Origin of the sequence: Campylobacter sp. RM6914 (assembly GCF_004803835.1) — a bacterium.
In the GTDB taxonomy this organism is placed as follows: Bacteria; Campylobacterota; Campylobacteria; order Campylobacterales; family Campylobacteraceae; genus Campylobacter_A; species Campylobacter_A californiensis.
The window spans coordinates 629377-647489 of the sequence record NZ_CP012545.1 but is presented as its reverse complement, the minus strand read 5'-3'; the positions used below and the strand labels follow the sequence as shown (position 1 = coordinate 647489).

Here is an 18113-nt window from a genome sequence, read left to right as displayed (position 1 = left end):
AGGACAAAAATGACTAATGAAAAATTTGCTTACGAGGTTACGACTGTTACTAAATTTATACAAATTTACTGCACAGATAAGCACAAACAACTACCAAAAATAAAGCAAGAAAAGACATTAACCTATGAAGGAGTGCCTGATGTTGTAAGTGTGAGCTATGAACTATGCAAAGACTGTGAAGACATGCTAAACTACTCCTTTGCAAGGCTTTGCGCATGCCCACATGTGCAAAAACCACGCTGTCACACCTGCCCACATCCATGTTATGAACTACCAATGTGGAAACGAATGGCAAAAATGATGAAATACAGCGGCATGAAATTGGGACTTAATAAGATAAAGAGGTTGTTTTTAAGAGATAAAGATGGGTAAAAAATTAAATTTTTACCCATAACCCACACAAGAGAATAATAAAATTTTACTTATTTTTTCTACTCTCTTGATACATATTCTCCCACTCATCCCAGCTATTTGCAATCCTATGTTTTTGTTCGATTAGCATTTTGCCAAGCTCTTTATGACCCACATTTTTATGACAGTCGGTACATTTCATCTCATCGCCAGTACCTTTAAATTCAAGATATTTCATATGCATTCTACCCGCTTCACTTAAAGTAGCAATCTCTTCTGGCAAGCTATTTACAGGCAGAATTTGCCTTGTAGCGTTAGCATCCGATGTTTTCACAATGTCCGCATGGCAGTTTAGACAAGAGCTATCAAAAGTATAGTTTTTGCGTGCATATTCGCGATTGGCTATCCAATCTTTTTTGTCTGGATCACCAGTTAGTGTCGTGATGCCTTCTGCTATACCGTTTTTAGCTTTTGTAAAAATATAATTAGCCAAGCTATCATGAGGCAAGTGACAGTCAGTGCATTTTGCTCCAAGACCTTTTGGATTTGAGCCACCGTGAATAGGATCGGCCAAATTTGTTTGTGCTATGGCTCCATCCCACTCGTGACAACTTCCGCAAAATGGATATTCTCCAGTGGCTTTTATCACATGGTATCCGCCAAAAACAGCCACCAAAGTTAAAATTATCGTTAAAAATACTACTTTTTTCATTACTGCCTCCTACTTCACGATCAATTTTTTCATGCTGTCTTGCGTATGACAACGCAAGCACATATTTACGCTTGGTTGGTGCGATTTATGACAAGTGTCACAATCAAGCGATTCGTAATGTGGATTAGCATGGATATTATCGTTATGTCCTAGATGTCCTGTGGTTTCGCCTAGTTTTGAGTAACTTCCATGACACGAGAGACAAGAGTTATTCATTGCAGAAGAGTAATCTTTTTGCTTTTCATCTTTATGACAATCAATACAGGCTAAATTTAGCTTTTTATGAATACCTTGGATAGGAAAAATCTTTGGACTAAAATCTGTTGTTATTTCACCTTTTGAGTTGCGCAACATCTCAGATAAGCTAGCATTTACATCTGCTGCGCTTAAAGATATAATCAAAATAGAAAGTATAAATAAAATTTTTCTCATCACGCACCCCTTTTGGCGTTATAAATTTGCGCTAGTTTTGCACCTGCTCGCTTGCCATAAACCAGACAGTCAAGTACGGCATTAGAACCAAGGCGGTTAAAGCCATGGCGACCGCCAGTCAGCTCACCGCAAGCGTATAAATTCGACACCAAAGCCATATCGTTATTGTATACCTCGCAATCAATCGTAGTCTTTATCCCACCCATACAGTGATGCACTTTTGGTCCCGGACGAGAGGCAAAGAACGGTGGCTTTTCCACTTTAATAAATTTGCCTTTATAAGCGGAGAAATTTCGTTTAAATTCAGGGTCACGATACTCTTTATCTTTAGCAGCCTCATCTACAAAAGAATTATAGCGCTTAAGTTGATCCAAGAACGGCTCTTTGTTGATACCATAATGTGCGATTAGCTCATCTATGGTGTCAAATTTCTTCACTGCTCCTACGCTTAATCCACGCTGGAAGTCTTTGATATCGACGGTTTTTGTGCCCTCTATGTCCATTATTAATACAGGATGATTTTTTCCATTTTCATTCATGCTCCAGATCGCGTCCGAGCCTATTTTACGATCAGCTATCTCGTTTACGAAACGTAGACCAGTTTTTGGATTTATCATTATGCCGTATGCATAACCGCGCGTGATCCAGCGATACGCAAAGCCGAAAAACGGCTCATCTGCAGAAGTGACGTGCAGGCGCTGGATGTATTGCATATCAATAAATTTAATGTCATCCAAGATAAGCTTACGAGCCGTATAGCCAGTAGCTCCGAGATGATTTGTAGTTAGCACGTCAGCGCGAAGAGCGGGGTCGAAATTTTGTCTAAATTTAATGTCTGCGCCCCAACCTCCTGTGGCTAATATCAAACCACCTAAACAGCGATAAAATTTAACCTGACCACTTTTATTGTCATTCTCGTCAAATTCTCTATCAAAGTTAAATTCATACTTCTCACGCACTTTGATCCCCACAACTTCGTTTTTATCATTATAAATAATCTCATCCATTATTACACGAGTGGCGATCTTGCCTCCGCGTTCTATGATCTTACGCTGTAAAGGACGAGTAATATAGCTACCTGCACCTGCGGAGTGTGACCTAGGTACAGTGTGTCCACCACTGCGACTCACCCATTTAAAATTTACGCCATTCTCAACAAGCCAATTAAAGGTTTCTGGACCTTTATAAATCATCTCTCGCACAAGCTCTTTATCATTTAGATCATGACCGCTTTTTAGAGTGTCTTTTATCTGGCTTTCGGGGTCATCTTTAATACCGTCGCGCTCTTGTATAGGCGTACCGGCAACCGCCATAGATCCACCGCTATAAGCAGAGTTACCACCAAGATACTGCATCTTTTCTATCATTATGCAGTTTGTTATGCCGTGATCTAGTAACGACAACATAGCAGCAGAGCCTGCAAATCCGCTTCCAACTACTACAGCATCAAATTCCTTATCCCATCGCTTTACATCGCTTGCATTCATCTTGCCAAACACTAAATTTGGAACAGCAATAGCAGCGGAGCAACAGGCAAGCGTCTTTAAGGTTCGCCTTCTTGATGAGTCAAACATCATCTCTCCTTTTATATGAATTTAAAGATTTTTAATAAGATCTTTAAATGAAATACTAATATAAATTTTTTGGTTTGTTTCATGATAAAAAATGCCAAATAATGGCAAAGCATTTTTTATCAATAATCGTGAAGCTCGTTTTTACAGGATTTAATCTAAGTTTAGCATAAAATATTAACTTAAGCTAATGTGTGTTTTAATCAGTAAAATTTCTAAATTTTAAAGTATATAAAATCCATATTTTTATCATCAGTTAGCGAAAAATAAATTTGAGGAGCTTTAAATTTGTACAGATTTGGATCATAAAATATCTCGCAAGCCTTGTCTAAAATATCCTCAATTGGCAAATTCATGCCTTTTATATCTATCTTAGCCCATGTTCCGCCGCTTAATTCCACATATGACGATAGTGAGCCATCTTTGCTATAAGCTGCATAAATTTTACTATTTATATCTCCGTTTTCAAGCAAAACTAAGATATCGCCACCGCTTTGCTTTGATTTTAAAAACTCTATATTTTGAGGCTTATGTGTTACAGCTAGCTTAATTTCTGGCAACTCTATCTCCTCGTATAATAGCTCTTTTTTAGGAATTTTACCTCTTATGTTTTGTCTATAAACAAGCGGGGACGAGCCGTAAAATTTAGAAAACAATCTTATAAATGTTTCATTATGAGCAAATCCACATTTTTTAGCTATAACACTTACTTTTTCGTCACTAAATTTTAATAAAAACCTAGCACGCTCAAGACGGAACGAACGTAGATATTCAGCTACATTAGTGTTGGTATAATTTTTAAATAATCTTTGCAAATGAAATTTGGAATACCCGCCAATTTTGGCTAATTTTTCCACACAAAGTCCATCATCTCCGATATTTTGCTTAATAAAAATCATTAATTTTTCTACATATGGATTATAGAACTCATTATATGTTTTTTGAGACTCTTGTTCTTGCATTAAACTGACGTCTTGGAATAAAAATGACAGACCGTAAGGAGCATGATCACCGATAGGTGCAGTTGTTATCAGATATTTCTTAACCTCATTTTCTTTTGTAAACTCTATATTAAAATACCTAAATTTCAAACCCCGACTTGAGATAGCTATCTCATTAAGAAAATTTAACTTTTCATCATCACTAAGAAATTTACTGTTTCTTATGGTCTCTTTTAGGTTTGCAGCACCATTATAAAAATCATAGAAATTTGCAAATTCATCACCGGCATATATGATCTCAAGATCTTCATTACAGCTAATAAAAACTCCATTTACCTGCTTAGCAAGCACATCTTTTATATAAATGTTTTGTTCATTAAGTTGCTTTGAGCTTATACTGTTTTTTCTAAGCCAAATGAAATTAGTAAAAATATATATCAAGACACAAAGTGCGTAAAGTAACAAATTTATAAGTAAATATTTATTAAGCTCATTCGTATAAAGCTCTTGATCTTTTTCAACAACTATACTCCAATTAGTATTTTTGATAGGGATCGCCATGTATTTGTCGTTTGGTAAATTTACATTTTCAAAAGATATCGTATCATTTATATTGCCAAAGCTTGCTAATATCTCACCGCCTTTATTGATAAGATATAAATTTTTATCGTATAGGGTTTTATACTCTTTAAAATAGCTCCTTATAACCTCAAATGGTTGTCCTCCGCAAAAAACACCTCGCTTATCTACTAATTTGATAGGAGTGCAAATAGATACGCTGTGAAGTCCAAGTCGCATAGAGATGTATGGATTTGAAGCTATCGTGCCACCTACCTTTAATGTGTCGTTATACCAATCGCGAGTTTTAAGGTCGTAATTGTGAGGCGTAACGTAATCATTATCTGATATGTAAAATTTCCATCATTAAGCCCCATGATGAGATACGGAAAATTTGAGCTTTGTTGAAATTTATGAAGCAAGGGCTGAATTTGTGTCGCGCTTTGTATATGTTCATTTTGCAAAAGTTTTGCAATTTTTTCTACATCTTTAAAATTTGAGTTTGTCCAATCTTCAATTTTGGTATGTACACGGCTAAAAATTCCGCTTTCATAACGCCTTATATTATCCTTTAAAAGCTCGTAGTTAAAATAGTAATTAAGTCCGATAAAACACAAAAAGACTATGCTTATGATGATAAAAAATTTATAATCTTTCTTGACTAAAATTTTCAAAATACACCCTTAAAAATTTTAATTATTATCTCAAAAATTATCTTTATGTTTATTTATATTTTTTGGTCATTTGAAATAGTTTTATGAAAACAAAAGCTATTAAAATCAAAAATTAATTTTATAATTAAATTTTTTAAATATTATTTTTATAACTTCATGATAAAAATTGTCCTTTAAAAATAGTAAAACCTTTGCTTTTTAAAGGGTCTTAAATTAAATTTTGATATATTAATTTAATATTTTAATAGTCAATTGCTTCTGACATAGATAATAATTAAAATTTTAATAAAATGATATTTATAAATACTGGCGTTAGATATCAGAAACTTTCTCTAAAAATTTCTGTGGATCTATATAGCCGATTATTCGTTTTGAACTTATCTCCAAACCATCTTTAAAAAACAAAAGCGCAGGTGGATCTATAAGTGAAAAATACTTAAGCATTTCACGGTTTTGACTTAAATTTTGTGTAACATCGATCTTTATAACGGTAAAATTCTTAAGAGTATTTTTTACGCCAAGATCACTAAAAGTCCTATCGTCAAGTTCTAAACAGCTAACACACCAGCTAGCCCAAAAATCAACCATAACAGGCTTTTTTGAGTTATTTATAGCAGCCAAAAGCTCTTGTAAATTTTGAACTTTTTCAAATTTAAGTTCATCTTTAGCGGATGCACTTAAATTAAAACCGCTAAGTGGCGAAAGGGCATTTTTAGAACCTAAAAATCCACCGATAATAAGCATAACCGAGTAGACAAAAACCAAAATTGCAGTCGCCTTTTTAAATTTCAACCAGCCAGAGCCAGCTGCTTCAAATGCTCCAAAAAATACAGCCGTAAATACACCAAGAACACCGTATCCAACAAGCTCAAAAACACTTCCAAACACTCTTGAAAGCAACCAAACACTCATAAATAACATCAAAAAGCCAAAAAGACTTTTTACCCCATCCATCCAAACTCCAGGACGAGGCAAAATTTTACCAGAACTAGCGCCTATAATAAGAAGCGGAACACCCATGCCAAGCCCCATAATAAACAACATCACTCCGCCGTAAAGTAAATTACCGCTTTGAGCTATATAAAGTAAGGCTCCAGCTAACGGGGCGGCAACACAAGGAGAAACTATTAGCGCAGAGGTAAAGCCCATGATAAAAACACCGAGCAAGCCACTTGAGTTTTTAGACTTTTTATTTATAAAATTTTCAATCACAGACGGAAGTTTGAGTTCATAAAAGCCAAACATACTAAACGCCAACAAAACAAAAATAACAGCAAATGTGCCCAAAATCCATGCATTTTGAAGCATGCCTTGCACTCCAAAACCAAGTGTGCTAGCTCCGACTCCGGCTAACGCATAAGCAAAACTCATCGCCAAAACATAAACAAACGAGAGTAAAAAGCCCTTTTTAACACCCAAATTCTCCCCACCCTTAGTAACGATAATACTTGAAAGTATCGGTATCATAGGAAACACGCACGGAGTAAGAGCAAGCAACAACCCATATCCAAAAAAAGTCACAAGCGATAGCAGAAAGCTCTTTGATGAGAGCTCATTTGCGATACCTTGCTCGTCTGAAATTTCTTGTTTAGCATCACTATCAACGACTTTATATCCACTTTGAATTTTACTTACGATATAAGTTTTATTTTGCGGACGGTAGCAAATGCCGTTTTTGGCACATCCTTGATATGAGATGGAAATTTTTGACAAATCGTCTTGCAAGTTCTCTTCTATGAGTTTAAGCGGTATTAGGAGCGAAAAGTCGGTTGGTATTATCTCGTATTCGTTTGACATTTCTGTTTTTGGCATATCAATGAGCGAATTTATAGGCTTATCTGCAAGCTTTATCTCAAAAGTTTGATTATAAATATAAATATCTTGTCCAAATTTAAAATCAATCCTAACATTTTGCTCGTCGATAGATGATCTTAGCTTAAAAGCCTCTGCGGTATCTAGTGGCGCAGATAAAAGTGAAACAAAAAAGATACAAAAAGATACAAGCGCTCTAAAAAACATGAATTTATTCTCCTTAAAAACGTATAATTCTAATATTTTTTGTTAAATTTAGAGTAAAATTTGCTTAGCATACCATTTATAAAGGAGTCAATATGCCAAAAAACGGTCAAAAAAAAGAGAAGGCAAACAACAACTACGAAGAAGAGCTGAGAACACTTCAGATCGAACTCCTAAAATTTCAAAATCATGTAAAAGACAAAGGCTTACGAGTGCTAATCCTTATGGAAGGACGTGATGCTGCAGGAAAAGGTGGCAGCATAAAACGCCTAACAGAACATCTAAATCCAAGAGGATGTCGCATAGTGGCCCTTGAAAAGCCAAGCGACGTTGAAAAAACACAGTGGTATTTTCAGCGATATGTAGAACATCTGCCAAGCGCCGGAGAGATAGTGATATTTGACAGAAGTTGGTATAACCGAGCAGGAGTCGAGCCTGTTATGGGCTTTTGCACACAAGAAGAGCATAAGGAATTTTTACGCGAAGTGCCAAAATTTGAAGAAATGATCATAAATTCCGGGATAATTTTCTTTAAATTTTACCTATCCATCACAAAAGCGGAACAAAAAAAGCGATTTAAAGAGCGCATGACCGATCCTCTAAAACAGTTTAAGATATCTACCGTGGATCAAAAAGCACAAGAGTTATGGGATCAATACTCCATCGCAAAATACTCCATGCTTTTGGCAACTCACACAACGATCTCTCCTTGGACTATCATCGCTTCGGATAACAAAAAGGTTGCCAGACTAAATATCTTCAGATATATCCTTTCAAATGTCGAGTATCCAAACAAGACAGATAAAAAAATACTTAGCTACGATAAGGAAATCGTGAGAAGCGGTGAAGTAGAGATAAAGCGTATAGAAAGTGGATTAAATAAAGAGGGGCTTAAGAGCATAAATTAACTTTAAATTTACTTTAAAAAAACTAATTAATTTTTAATATATTATCTTGTATAATCTTTTTCGGAGTTTTTAATAGTTAGGAAAAGTTATGAAGAAAAAATCTACAAAAACAACTTGTGCAAAACGCATATCTCTCTCCTTTGCGCTTGCCAGCGTGCTTTGCACAGGTGCTTTCTCACAAAATATGTCTCTTGAAAATTTCCACTACAGAGACTACCTAGATCTTGGGCAAAACAAAGGTGTTTTTAGCAACACTAGCGGCGAAGTCGTTTTAAAGGCAAAAGATGGAAGCGAGTTTAAATTTGCTCGTGTGCCAAACCAAGCCGCTCGCACTATAGACGGCTCTATCACATCGCTTGGACGAAATAATGTCGTAACAGCAGTCCATATTAAAAGATTGTTTTTGGCAAATAGTTTTATGCATAATAGTAGTGGTAACGAAAAGACTACATTTGGTCAAACGAGTTATAAATTTTTACACGGCGCAAATGGAGTAGAAGCAACACTAAAATATTATGCTGGTGAGACAATGTATCTAAAAACAACAAAATATATTGTTGAGGGTGAAGTGTCAGCTTTTAATCCTGAAAATGTATCCAGTCTTGAAAGATTTAACTCATACGCAGAGGCTTTGCCAGAGATAGAAAAAATAGGTGACTACCTGAAAAAACTTGACACAGATGCAGATGGAAAGCTTATACTGTATCAAGCTGGAAGTGGTGATTTAAAATTGCATAATAATTCAAATGCTTTATCGGTTTTAGAGCCAAATACAGCAAAAGGCGGAAGCTTATTTCAGATAGGCGCAAGCACATCGCCGATTAATTTTAGTAGAATAATCAATAAAGATTTATCAGAAGATTATCAAAAATCAGGACTTATGTTAAGTGCAGAGGTCAATGGTGCTTTTAAAAACAACACCACAAATGGCGATAGCGGAAGCGGTTTTTATCTATACGACACGATAAAAGACGAGTGGGTTTTGGTAGGTGTCTTGCGTGGGCATGCGGCTGGGGGCGGAAATTTCATAAATATATCTTATGTAAATGCCAACGATCTTAATGATTACAAAACAGCTTATGAAACAGATGTTACTGGCACAAATTTAGTTGCAAATAAAGACAATATAATAAATGCCGATAAATCAATAAATCTTAGTAGTGATTTAAATTTAGGCTATGGCGGCATCGTCGTAGAGAGTGGAGCGACAGCGATAAATGGCACTGGAAGTTTGAAATTTGCGGGATTTGACATCGCTGAAAATGCAAGCGTAAATTTAAACACAAGAGTTGTGGAAGATCTGCATAAAATCGGAGCTGGAACGCTCAATGTAGGCGCCGCAACTGGGACAAATTTGCGTCTTGGCAATGGACTGGTTGTGCTAAATGCGGAAAATGCTTTTAATAAAATTTATGTAACTAGCGGTAGAGCAACGCTAAAACTTGCAGATAACATAACTAACTTTAACGCAGATAATTTATTTTTCGGTAACGGCGGAGGAAAACTCGATCTAAACGGCAAAAGTATAGTCGCTAAAAACATCTCTGCAAACGACGCCGGCGCAAATATCATAAACTCATCATCAACAACAACTGCAAATTTAACCCTACAAGGCAACGATAATGCCGATACTATCGTGCATACAACCATCGGTGGAAGCGATAAAAACAAGATAAATATAGCAATTCAAAACACAAATGACAAAACGCTAGTTTTTAACGCAAATACCCAAATAGACGGCACTTTAAGCGTTGCAAATTCCAAAGTTGCCATACACGGACACCCAACCACACACGCCGTAAAAACACGCGACACAAGCACGGCAACGATAAAACAATATGACAAAAATATGCCAGAATATATGGACTTGGAGCGTCCATCGACGCTTACCCAGCCGGACTGGGATAAAGTAAAATTTATCTCAAACGGCGTAACCTTGCAAGACTCAACGCTAAGTATCGGCAAAGAGAGTGAGTTTAACTCAAACATCACAGCAAATGACACTTCGGCTATAAATTTTGGCGGAGATATTGATTATTTTATCGACAAACTTGACGGAGCCAACACGCAAAATGGCGGACTATCATACGCTCAGCAAATCGAAAGCCAAAAGTTAGATGAGAAAAATCAGGGCAACGATACGATAAAATTTAGTGGTGCAATAACCGCAAGTGACACAACCGCTATCAAATCGAGCTTAACGGAGTTTGCTCCAACTTTAACGCTTTCTGGTAGCGCGACTTTAACGGCTAAAAATCTAACTCTAAATGAAAACAATAGTGTAAATTTTAGCGACAACTCGGTCGTGCAAATCGAGGATTTGGCGTTTAAAAACATCGCCAACGCAAACAACAAAATCCAAAAAAGCACCACCGCAACGCTAAATGTTAGTAAATCCATAACGCTTGACAATGCAAGAGGACTGGATCTAAACAACGGCTTAGTAAGCAACCTTGACGAGTTAAATTTAATCGCCAAAAATGGTAGTTCCGTTACATCAAGCAGCACAACCACACTAAAAGGCATAAGTCTTGATCGCTCAATCTACAAGCAACAAGGCACTGATGCACTTAGTATAAATGGTGGAAATATCGAGCTTCAAAACAGCTCAGAGCTAGAAGCTAAAAATTTAACCCTAGTAAATTTCACAAATGACAAGTTTAAAATTTCAGAAGATTCGACATTTGGTGTGCAAAATTTAAACGCCGATAACTCAAAAATCGACCTGTCTAATATCAAAAATGCCTCCGCCTTACAAAGCGTAACCGCTCAAAACAACAGCCAAATCACGCTAAAAACTTGGGAGGAAAACGCCTTTCATAACCTCCAAACGCACGATAGCTCAAAGATAAATTTCAAAGAGCTTAGATTTGATATGAGCACCCCTAAAAATATCACGCAAAATATCGGCATTTTAAGCTCTTTGACGCTAAATAATGTAGGCTTTCTTGACGGCAACGAGATCAAGGTAAATGCTTTAAATTTTAACCAAATAAGCTTTGCCGACGTGCTAAAAATAAAGCTAAATTTTAGTGATGTCTTAAAGGCAAACACCGATAAAATCGACTTTGAGAAAAACTATGAGATAATCACTGCAACAACTCTAACTGGCACAAAGACGCCTTATGTAGAGTTTTCAAGCGGAGTCTTTGCAACCAGCACGATAGAAAACAACAAGCTTATAGTGAAATTCCAAAAAGAAGATCCAAAGAGTCAAAAAGCCCTAGAAAATCTCTCAAACAACCAAAGCAACGAGCTTTTGGCCGCCATCCTAGCTCACACGGCAAATGGTGCAAGCCCTGAACTAGTTGCACAAATCGAACACGCAGCATACACAAAAGATGCGAATGCTTTAAGTAAAATTTTAGAAAAAACTGAAAACGAGCTAAAAAATATCGGCGAAAACTCTGGTGTAAATATCGCAAGTGGTGTGCTTTTTTCATCAAATTTGGCGATGAACTCACGCCTAGCTCATATTAAATTTAGTCCGAAGCTAACCACACAAAACGCCTTTAAATACGCTTTGGCAAGTGGCAATAGCTCACAAGATGACTTAAAAAATGTCCTTGAAGCGATCCAAAATGACAGAGCCAAAAATAGCTTTTGGTATAACTTCGGTGGTGGGTATTTTAAAGAAAATAGCGGCGCAGATATGAAATTTTACGGCACCAATATAGGCTATGACAAAACAGCAGATCTTGCAAGTGGTAGCGTTATTTACGGCGTTATGGCTGGATTTACAAGTGCAAAGCATGATGGCAAAAACTACCAAGATCGCTCAAAAGCCTATAATATAGGCATTTACGCAGACTATGAAGGCGCGAGTGGTCATGAGTTTCAGTCAAACTTAAATCTTGCCTACATAAAAAGTGAGAAAGATTTTACCCTTTTAAATAGAGCTGAAAATGGCAAAAATAACGGCTTTGGTGCGTTGTTATCGACATATTACAAGCATAGATTTGATGTTTCAGACAAGGCTAGTTTAAAGCCGTTGGTGCTTTTTGAGATTGATTATACAAAAATGGATGGTTTTAAAACGCAAAACTACAAGCAAGATAAGCTAAACGAATTTGGCGTTTCTGCTGGGCTTGGTGCCGAGTATAGTGTGGTTAGTCAAACTCAGGCACATACGATCCAAGCCGTTGTCAAAAAGCAAATTCATCGCTCAAACGACGATGTGAAGCTAAATTTAAGCCGTGCAAATAACTATCTTGAATATGACATCAAGAAAAGTCGCATAAAATACGAGCTAAACTACATCGGCGAAACAAAGCTAAATGAAAATTTTACCATCCAATACAATCTTGGTGGAGTTAGCGACTTTAAGGGTGGCTATGGCGGCAGAGCTGGAATAAAGCTGGAATATAAATTTTAACTCTTTTAGGCGTGTTTAAATCACGCCTTTGGCGGTTGATTTTGGCATTGCTAAATAGTCGCTAAATTTTATCTATTTTATGCTAAGTCGCACTTTTTTGATAGGTAATATTTTCGGGCAATCTATTTTTGTTTTGCTATTTGTATTTATATTTAGAATTTTTGGTTAGATTTTTTTAAATCACAAAGCTTATTTTTGTGCTTCAAAGATAAATTAAATTTAGCGGACTTTCGTCCGCTAAATTTCACTCTTACTCAACCTCTGCGTCGATGACATCGTCATCTTTTTTCTTAGATTGTTCGCTACCAGTTGCACTTTCATCTTTTTTATACATCGCTTCGGCTAGTTTGTGGCTAGCTTCGCTTAGAGCTTTTACCTTCGCATCGATCTGTTCTTTTGTTGCACTTTCATCTTTTAGTGTTTCGCGAAGTGCGTTTAGGGCTGCTTCGATATTTGCTCTATCGTCAGCTGGGACTTTCTCACCTAGCTCATCGAGATTCTTTTGAGTTTGATGAACCAGCGCGTCAGCTTGGTTTCTAGTCTCGACAGCCTCTTTGCGTTTGGCATCTTCTTCTTTGTGAAGCTCGGCCTCTTTTACCATTTTGTTGATCTCATCATCACTTAGACCGCTTGAGCCTGAGATTGTGATATTTTGAGCTTTGCCAGTTGCCTTATCTTTTGCTGATACCGTTAATATACCGTTTGCATCGATGTCAAACTCAACTTCGATTTGTGGTACACCACGTGGAGCTGATGGGATACCTTCAAGGTTAAACTGACCCAAAGACTTGTTATCTCTAGCAAACTCGCGCTCGCCTTGGATAACATGTATCGTAACCGCACTTTGGTTATCCTCAGCAGTTGAGAAAGTTTGGTTTTTCTTAACAGGTATGGTTGTGCCTTTTTCGATGATTTTAGTCATCACACCACCAAGTGTTTCGATACCTAGGCTTAGCGGAGTAACGTCAAGAAGTAGCACGTCTTTTACATCACCTTTAATAACAGCACCTTGTATAGCAGCGCCGATAGCCACGACTTCATCAGGGTTCACGCTCTTATTTAGCTCTTTGCCAAACGCTTTTTTAACTTCCTCGCCTACTAGTGGCACACGAGTAGAGCCACCAACCATTACGATCTCTTTTACCTCTGACTTGCTTAGACCAGCGTCTTTTACGACCTCGTTTATCTTATCTATAGTTTGAGCTACTAGTTTTTCTATCATACCTTCAAATTTTGCACGAGTTAGCGTTTTAACAAGGTGTTTTGGACCTGTTGTGTCAGCCGTGATGAAAGGCAGGTTGATATTGCTCTCTTGTGCCGAGCTAAGCTCTTTTTTAGCGTTTTCAGCTGCCTCTTTTAGACGCTGAGAAGCCATAACATCGCTTTTTAGATCGATACCCGTTTCACTTTTAAACTCACCAGCTAGCCAGTCGATAACAAGGTTATCAAAGTCATCACCACCCAAGAACGCATTACCACCAGTTGCCAAAACTTCAACTACATTATCGCCAGTTTCTAGAACTGTAACGTCAAATGTACCACCACCTAGGTCGTAAACTAAAATTTTCTCAGCCTCTTTTTTGTCAAGTCCATACGCAAGTGCCGCAGCTGTCGGCTCGTTGATGATACGAAGTACATTTAGACCAGCGATCGTTCCAGCCTCTTTTGTCGCCTTTCTTTGACTATCGTTAAAGTATGCTGGCACTGTAATGACCGCATCTACAACCTTTTCGCCAAGATATGCTTCTGCGTCTTCTTTAAGCTTGATTAAAACTTTTGCAGAAATTTCTTGCGGAGTATAGACCTTGCCTGAAATTTCGATCGCGCAAGCCCCGTTGCGATCTACGACATGATACGGAAGTCGCTCTTTCGCTTCACGTGCAGCATCTTCGTTGCTCATAAGACCCATGATACGCTTGATCGAATAGATCGTCTTTTCAGGGTTTGTAACCGCTTGACGCTTAGCTACATCGCCCACCAAAACATCGCCCTTATCAGTGAAAGCCACAACCGATGGGGTTGTGTTTTTGCCCTCTTTGTTAGGGATTACCTTGCTTTCGCCACGCTCATACACACTAACGCATGAGTTTGTTGTTCCTAGGTCGATACCTATTACTTTTGCCATTTTCTTTCCTTTATTTTGATTTTATTTTTAAAAATTTATATGCGCTTTCACGCCGTTTTAAACTAAAATTTAATTTGCAATACTTACCATCGCAGGGCGTAAAACTCTACCATTTATTAAGTAGCCCTTTTGCATAACTTGCACTATCGCGCCACTTTCATGGGCATCGCTATCGACACGCATGATCGCATTATGAACATTTGGATCAAACTCGCCATCAGTTGAAATTTGACTCACGCCGTGCTTTTCAAGCGCCTTTTTAAACTCATTTATAGAAAGTTCTATACCCTCTTTTATCTTTTTGGCAAACTCATCTTCAGCCTCAAATCCAGCACCCATCTCAAGCGCATCTATCACAGGAAGCAGATCCCTCGCAAATTTCTCGTTCGAGTAGCTTGCGATATCAGCCTTCTCTTTTTCCACACGCTTTCTTAAATTCTCAAAATCCGCATTTGCCCTATAATACTTATCTGTTAATTCTCCAAGTTGTTTTTCTAAGTCTAAAATTTTAGCACTCTCTTGGCTAATTGCTTCAAGCTCTATATTCTCATCAGCAACTTGCTCGGTTTTTATATCCTCGCTCATGCTACCTCCTTTATTTGATTTAAAAATTTAACATAATTACTATACACGCTACCTGCGCATATCATAGTTGAAGGCTTATCTTGGTAATTAACATTGATCTTTAACCCCATAAAGTCCTCCGTAAAAATCGGTGCAAAACTTAAACCTTGCTGCATTTTTGTAGCAAAACTTGGCTCAAGTATCATCTTAAAACGCTCATCATCAAACATTTTAAAGGCTAAAATTTCATTTTCTTGAAAGTAAATTTTCGTCCTTTTTAGCTCTCTTATCTTGCCTTTAAGCTCACTTAGACCAACTTGAGAGCAGACAAGCTCAAGCTTGTCTAAGTCTATGCCGATCAGGTTTTTTAAAAATTTCTCAACGCGAACATCGTATTTTAAAACAAGTTCGTCATCGGTGAAATTTAAGAGTAAAAATTTATCATTTACATTCAAAATTTCATCAAGCTCTTGTTTAAAATCCCCAAAAACCATACAGTAAAGCTCAAATTTATCACAAAGCGATTTAAGCATAAATTCGTTTTGTATGTAGAGCAAAACCTTATCAAAGTTAATCTCTCCAAAAACATCATTCCAATAATCAGTCATCGCTCTTACGGTAGGAATTCTGCCACTACTAATGTGAAGCTGCGTGATAGCACCCTCGTCCGATAACTTTTTAAAATAGACCCTTATCGTAGAGGCCGGCATCGCAACATCCATGATAGAGCCAAGCTCACTTGAACCTATTGGAGAGTTGTTGTTTAGATAAGCTTTAATGATAGAATTTAGTATCAAATCTCTTTTATTTACTCTGTTCATCTTCTTTTTCTGCTTATTATTAGCACTCTTTATTTTTGATTGCTAAGTGAATTATACAATATTGAGTATACTAATGTCAAGTAATAAAATTAAATTTTTTTATTTATTTATATTTAGTCTATATAACTAAAGAATATTATGTAAAATAATTTAGTTTTAAATTTTATTTTACATTTTTATACATTTTACCGTATAATTTATATGTTATAATTATTTATTTATCTTATAAACTTCATTAAATATAATTATATTTGCTATTTATATTAAATTTAATACATGTTTAATTATAAAAAATGTATAATTTGCGGATGATTGAAACAAGCGACATTTTCAACCTGCTTCATAACGCAGTTGAATCAAAAAATATCGGTAAAAAAATTTCTCAAGCGCAAATGGCAAAGCACCTAGGTGTTTCGATGAGGACATATCAAGACTGGAGGCTTGGCAACTCAAAGCCACAAGCCGCACTTGCTATATGCCAGTTGCTTTGTGAGCTTGACGAAGATGATATTTTGTTTGTAATAAAAAAGATGAAAAAATTAATAGGAGATAGTAAATGAACGGACTTACTCAAAAAGAGCGTATGGAGCTTGAAAGTGTTTTTTCTGCGATATGCACAAAAAAAGAGGGTAAATTTATACGTTTTTATAGAGAATTTTATTCACTTACTTTTAACAAAATAACACAAATAAAGCTTAAAGTAAAGAATGTAAGGATGTTGAAGAAGTTTTAAAAAGAATTTTAGACGTAAAATTTTGCGTTGTTTTACGCCTAAAATTTTAAAATTTATTCGCCGAATTTATAAACTATCTTGCCACTTTTGATAGTAACAACCGCGGCTCCCTTTAAATTTTTACCAAAAAGAGGTGAATTTATAGACTTAGAGCGATTTATCTTTTCGTCATAGATATACTCAATATCAGGATCTATCACAGCGATATCGGCTAGCATTCCTTCGGCTATGCGACCTTTGTCCTTTAAATTTAACATCTTCGCGGCATTTGCAGAAGTAAGCTCAACCATCCTTTCAAGACTTATCACGCCCTCTTTTACTAGCTTTAAGGTAAGTGGAACAAGAGTTTGAAGACCGATGATACCAAACGGGGCACGATCAAATTCTACTATCTTTTCATCATTATGATGAGGAGCGTGATCTGTGGCGATAACATCCACAAGTCCACTTTTTAAAGCCTCTCTGATAGCTTTTATATCGCTTATTTCACGAAGTGGAGGAGACATTTTAAAATTTGCATCATAGGCATTTTGCAAAATATCATCATCGCTAAAACTAAAGTGATGAGGAGTGACTTCGCAAGTGATATTTATGCCTTCTTTGCGTCCCATTTCGATAATCTTTAGAGAATACTCCGAGCTTACATGCGCAATATGAATGTGCGCATTTGTTAATTTTGCAAGCAACATATCTCTGCTAACGGCTATCTCCTCTTTTTCTCTTGCCATACCTTTTAGTCCTAGTATCGCAGAAACTTTACCCTCATGCATAACACCCTGACGACAAAGCGAGCAGTCTTCAGAGTGGCTTATACAAAAGCTACCAAACATCTTTGAATACTCAAGTGCAGCTCTCATGACGCTTGAGCTACTAACAGGCAAGCCGTCATCACTAAAAGCCACCGCACCGGCTTCGATAAGATCGCCCATCTCAACAAGCTCCTTACCGCCAAGACCTTTACTAATGGCAGCTATTGGCATAAGGTCTATAAGTCCGCACTCTCGCGCTTTTCGTATCATCTCTCGCGTAATGGAAGCGTTGTCGTTTACTGGGTTTGTATTTGCCATGCAAAGACAAGTAGTAACTCCGCCAGCAACTGCCGCTTGTGAGCCTGATATGATATCATCTTTATACTCATACCCTGGATCTCTAAAGTGAACGTGCATATCAATTAGACCAGGCATTATAAATTTACCGCTAGCATCTATCTTAACATCGGCTTCTATCTCATCGCTTGTTATCTTTACGATCCTATCGCCTTCAATAAGGACGTTGGCTTTAAATTTTTCATTATTATTAACTATGGTTCCGTTTTGGATAGCTATTTTCATA

The 18113-nt window shown here is 36.9% G+C and carries 15 protein-coding genes; 5 read left to right on the top strand and 10 right to left on the bottom strand.

Annotation, left to right across the window (positions count from 1 at the left end; all coding sequences use genetic code 11):
- Positions 1-9: 9 nt before the first annotated feature.
- Positions 10-372, top strand: a complete 363-nt coding sequence (locus CCAL_RS03400; RefSeq protein WP_170016704.1) for a nitrous oxide-stimulated promoter family protein — start codon at positions 10-12, stop codon at positions 370-372.
- Positions 373-418: 46 nt separating this feature from the next.
- Here the strand turns inward: CCAL_RS03400 and CCAL_RS03395 are convergent, their stop codons facing one another.
- The 6 genes from CCAL_RS03395 to dsbD form a co-directional block, all read right to left on the bottom strand.
- Complete coding sequence (locus CCAL_RS03395) at positions 419-1063, bottom strand: cytochrome c3 family protein (protein ID WP_170016705.1); 645 nt, start codon at positions 1061-1063, stop codon at positions 419-421.
- 9 nt (positions 1064-1072) lie between these two features.
- Positions 1073-1495: a cytochrome c3 family protein gene (locus CCAL_RS03390; RefSeq protein ID WP_170016707.1), complete on the bottom strand. Its 423-nt coding sequence runs from the start codon at positions 1493-1495 to the stop codon at positions 1073-1075.
- Positions 1495-3069 carry a flavocytochrome c gene (locus CCAL_RS03385; protein ID WP_170016710.1) on the bottom strand — a complete coding sequence of 525 codons (1575 nt, stop codon included), beginning with the start codon at positions 3067-3069 and terminating at the stop codon, positions 1495-1497. The genes CCAL_RS03390 and CCAL_RS03385 overlap by 1 nt, the downstream gene beginning before the upstream one ends.
- Positions 3070-3281: 212 nt before the next feature.
- Positions 3282-4805 carry a helix-turn-helix transcriptional regulator gene (locus tag CCAL_RS03380; RefSeq protein ID WP_170016712.1) on the bottom strand — a complete coding sequence of 508 codons (1524 nt, stop codon included), beginning with the start codon at positions 4803-4805 and terminating at the stop codon, positions 3282-3284.
- 38 nt (positions 4806-4843) lie between these two features.
- On the bottom strand, positions 4844-5239 hold the full coding sequence (locus CCAL_RS03375; protein WP_170016714.1) for a hypothetical protein: 396 nt from the start codon (positions 5237-5239) through the stop codon (positions 4844-4846).
- 312 nt (positions 5240-5551) lie between these two features.
- Positions 5552-7258, bottom strand: coding sequence for a protein-disulfide reductase DsbD (gene dsbD / locus CCAL_RS03370; protein WP_170016716.1), 1707 nt, complete (start codon positions 7256-7258; stop codon positions 5552-5554).
- Positions 7259-7350: 92 nt separating this feature from the next.
- Between dsbD and ppk2 the strand changes: the two genes are divergently transcribed.
- Positions 7351-8163, top strand: a complete 813-nt coding sequence (gene ppk2 / locus CCAL_RS03365; protein WP_170016718.1) for a polyphosphate kinase 2 — start codon at positions 7351-7353, stop codon at positions 8161-8163.
- A gap of 88 nt (positions 8164-8251) precedes the next feature.
- Positions 8252-12538: an autotransporter domain-containing protein gene (locus CCAL_RS03360; protein WP_172285052.1), complete on the top strand. Its 4287-nt coding sequence runs from the start codon at positions 8252-8254 to the stop codon at positions 12536-12538.
- Between the two features lie 250 nt (positions 12539-12788).
- Here the strand turns inward: CCAL_RS03360 and dnaK are convergent, their stop codons facing one another.
- From dnaK to CCAL_RS03345, 3 genes are all read right to left on the bottom strand, one after another.
- Entirely contained in the window at positions 12789-14663 is a 1875-nt protein-coding gene (dnaK, locus tag CCAL_RS03355; protein WP_170016440.1) for a molecular chaperone DnaK, read from the bottom strand.
- Between the two features lie 69 nt (positions 14664-14732).
- Positions 14733-15248 (bottom strand): nucleotide exchange factor GrpE, encoded by a 516-nt coding sequence (grpE, locus tag CCAL_RS03350; protein ID WP_170016442.1) that lies wholly within the window; start codon positions 15246-15248, stop codon positions 14733-14735.
- Positions 15245-16048, bottom strand: a complete 804-nt coding sequence (locus CCAL_RS03345) for an HrcA family transcriptional regulator (protein WP_170016444.1) — start codon at positions 16046-16048, stop codon at positions 15245-15247. Before CCAL_RS03345 ends, grpE begins: the two co-directional genes overlap by 4 nt.
- Positions 16049-16356: 308 nt before the next feature.
- On the opposite strand from CCAL_RS03345, the gene CCAL_RS03340 reads away from it, so the two are divergent.
- Together CCAL_RS03340 and CCAL_RS03335 are read left to right on the top strand one after the other, a co-directional pair.
- Complete coding sequence (locus CCAL_RS03340) at positions 16357-16608, top strand: helix-turn-helix domain-containing protein (RefSeq protein ID WP_169936468.1); 252 nt, start codon at positions 16357-16359, stop codon at positions 16606-16608.
- Positions 16605-16781 carry a hypothetical protein gene (locus CCAL_RS03335; RefSeq protein ID WP_169936466.1) on the top strand — a complete coding sequence of 59 codons (177 nt, stop codon included), beginning with the start codon at positions 16605-16607 and terminating at the stop codon, positions 16779-16781. The genes CCAL_RS03340 and CCAL_RS03335 overlap by 4 nt, the downstream gene beginning before the upstream one ends.
- Before the next feature lie 53 nt (positions 16782-16834).
- On the opposite strand, the gene CCAL_RS03330 is transcribed toward CCAL_RS03335, so the two are convergent.
- Positions 16835-18112, bottom strand: a complete 1278-nt coding sequence (locus CCAL_RS03330) for a dihydroorotase (RefSeq protein ID WP_170016446.1) — start codon at positions 18110-18112, stop codon at positions 16835-16837.
- Position 18113 lies beyond the last annotated feature (1 nt).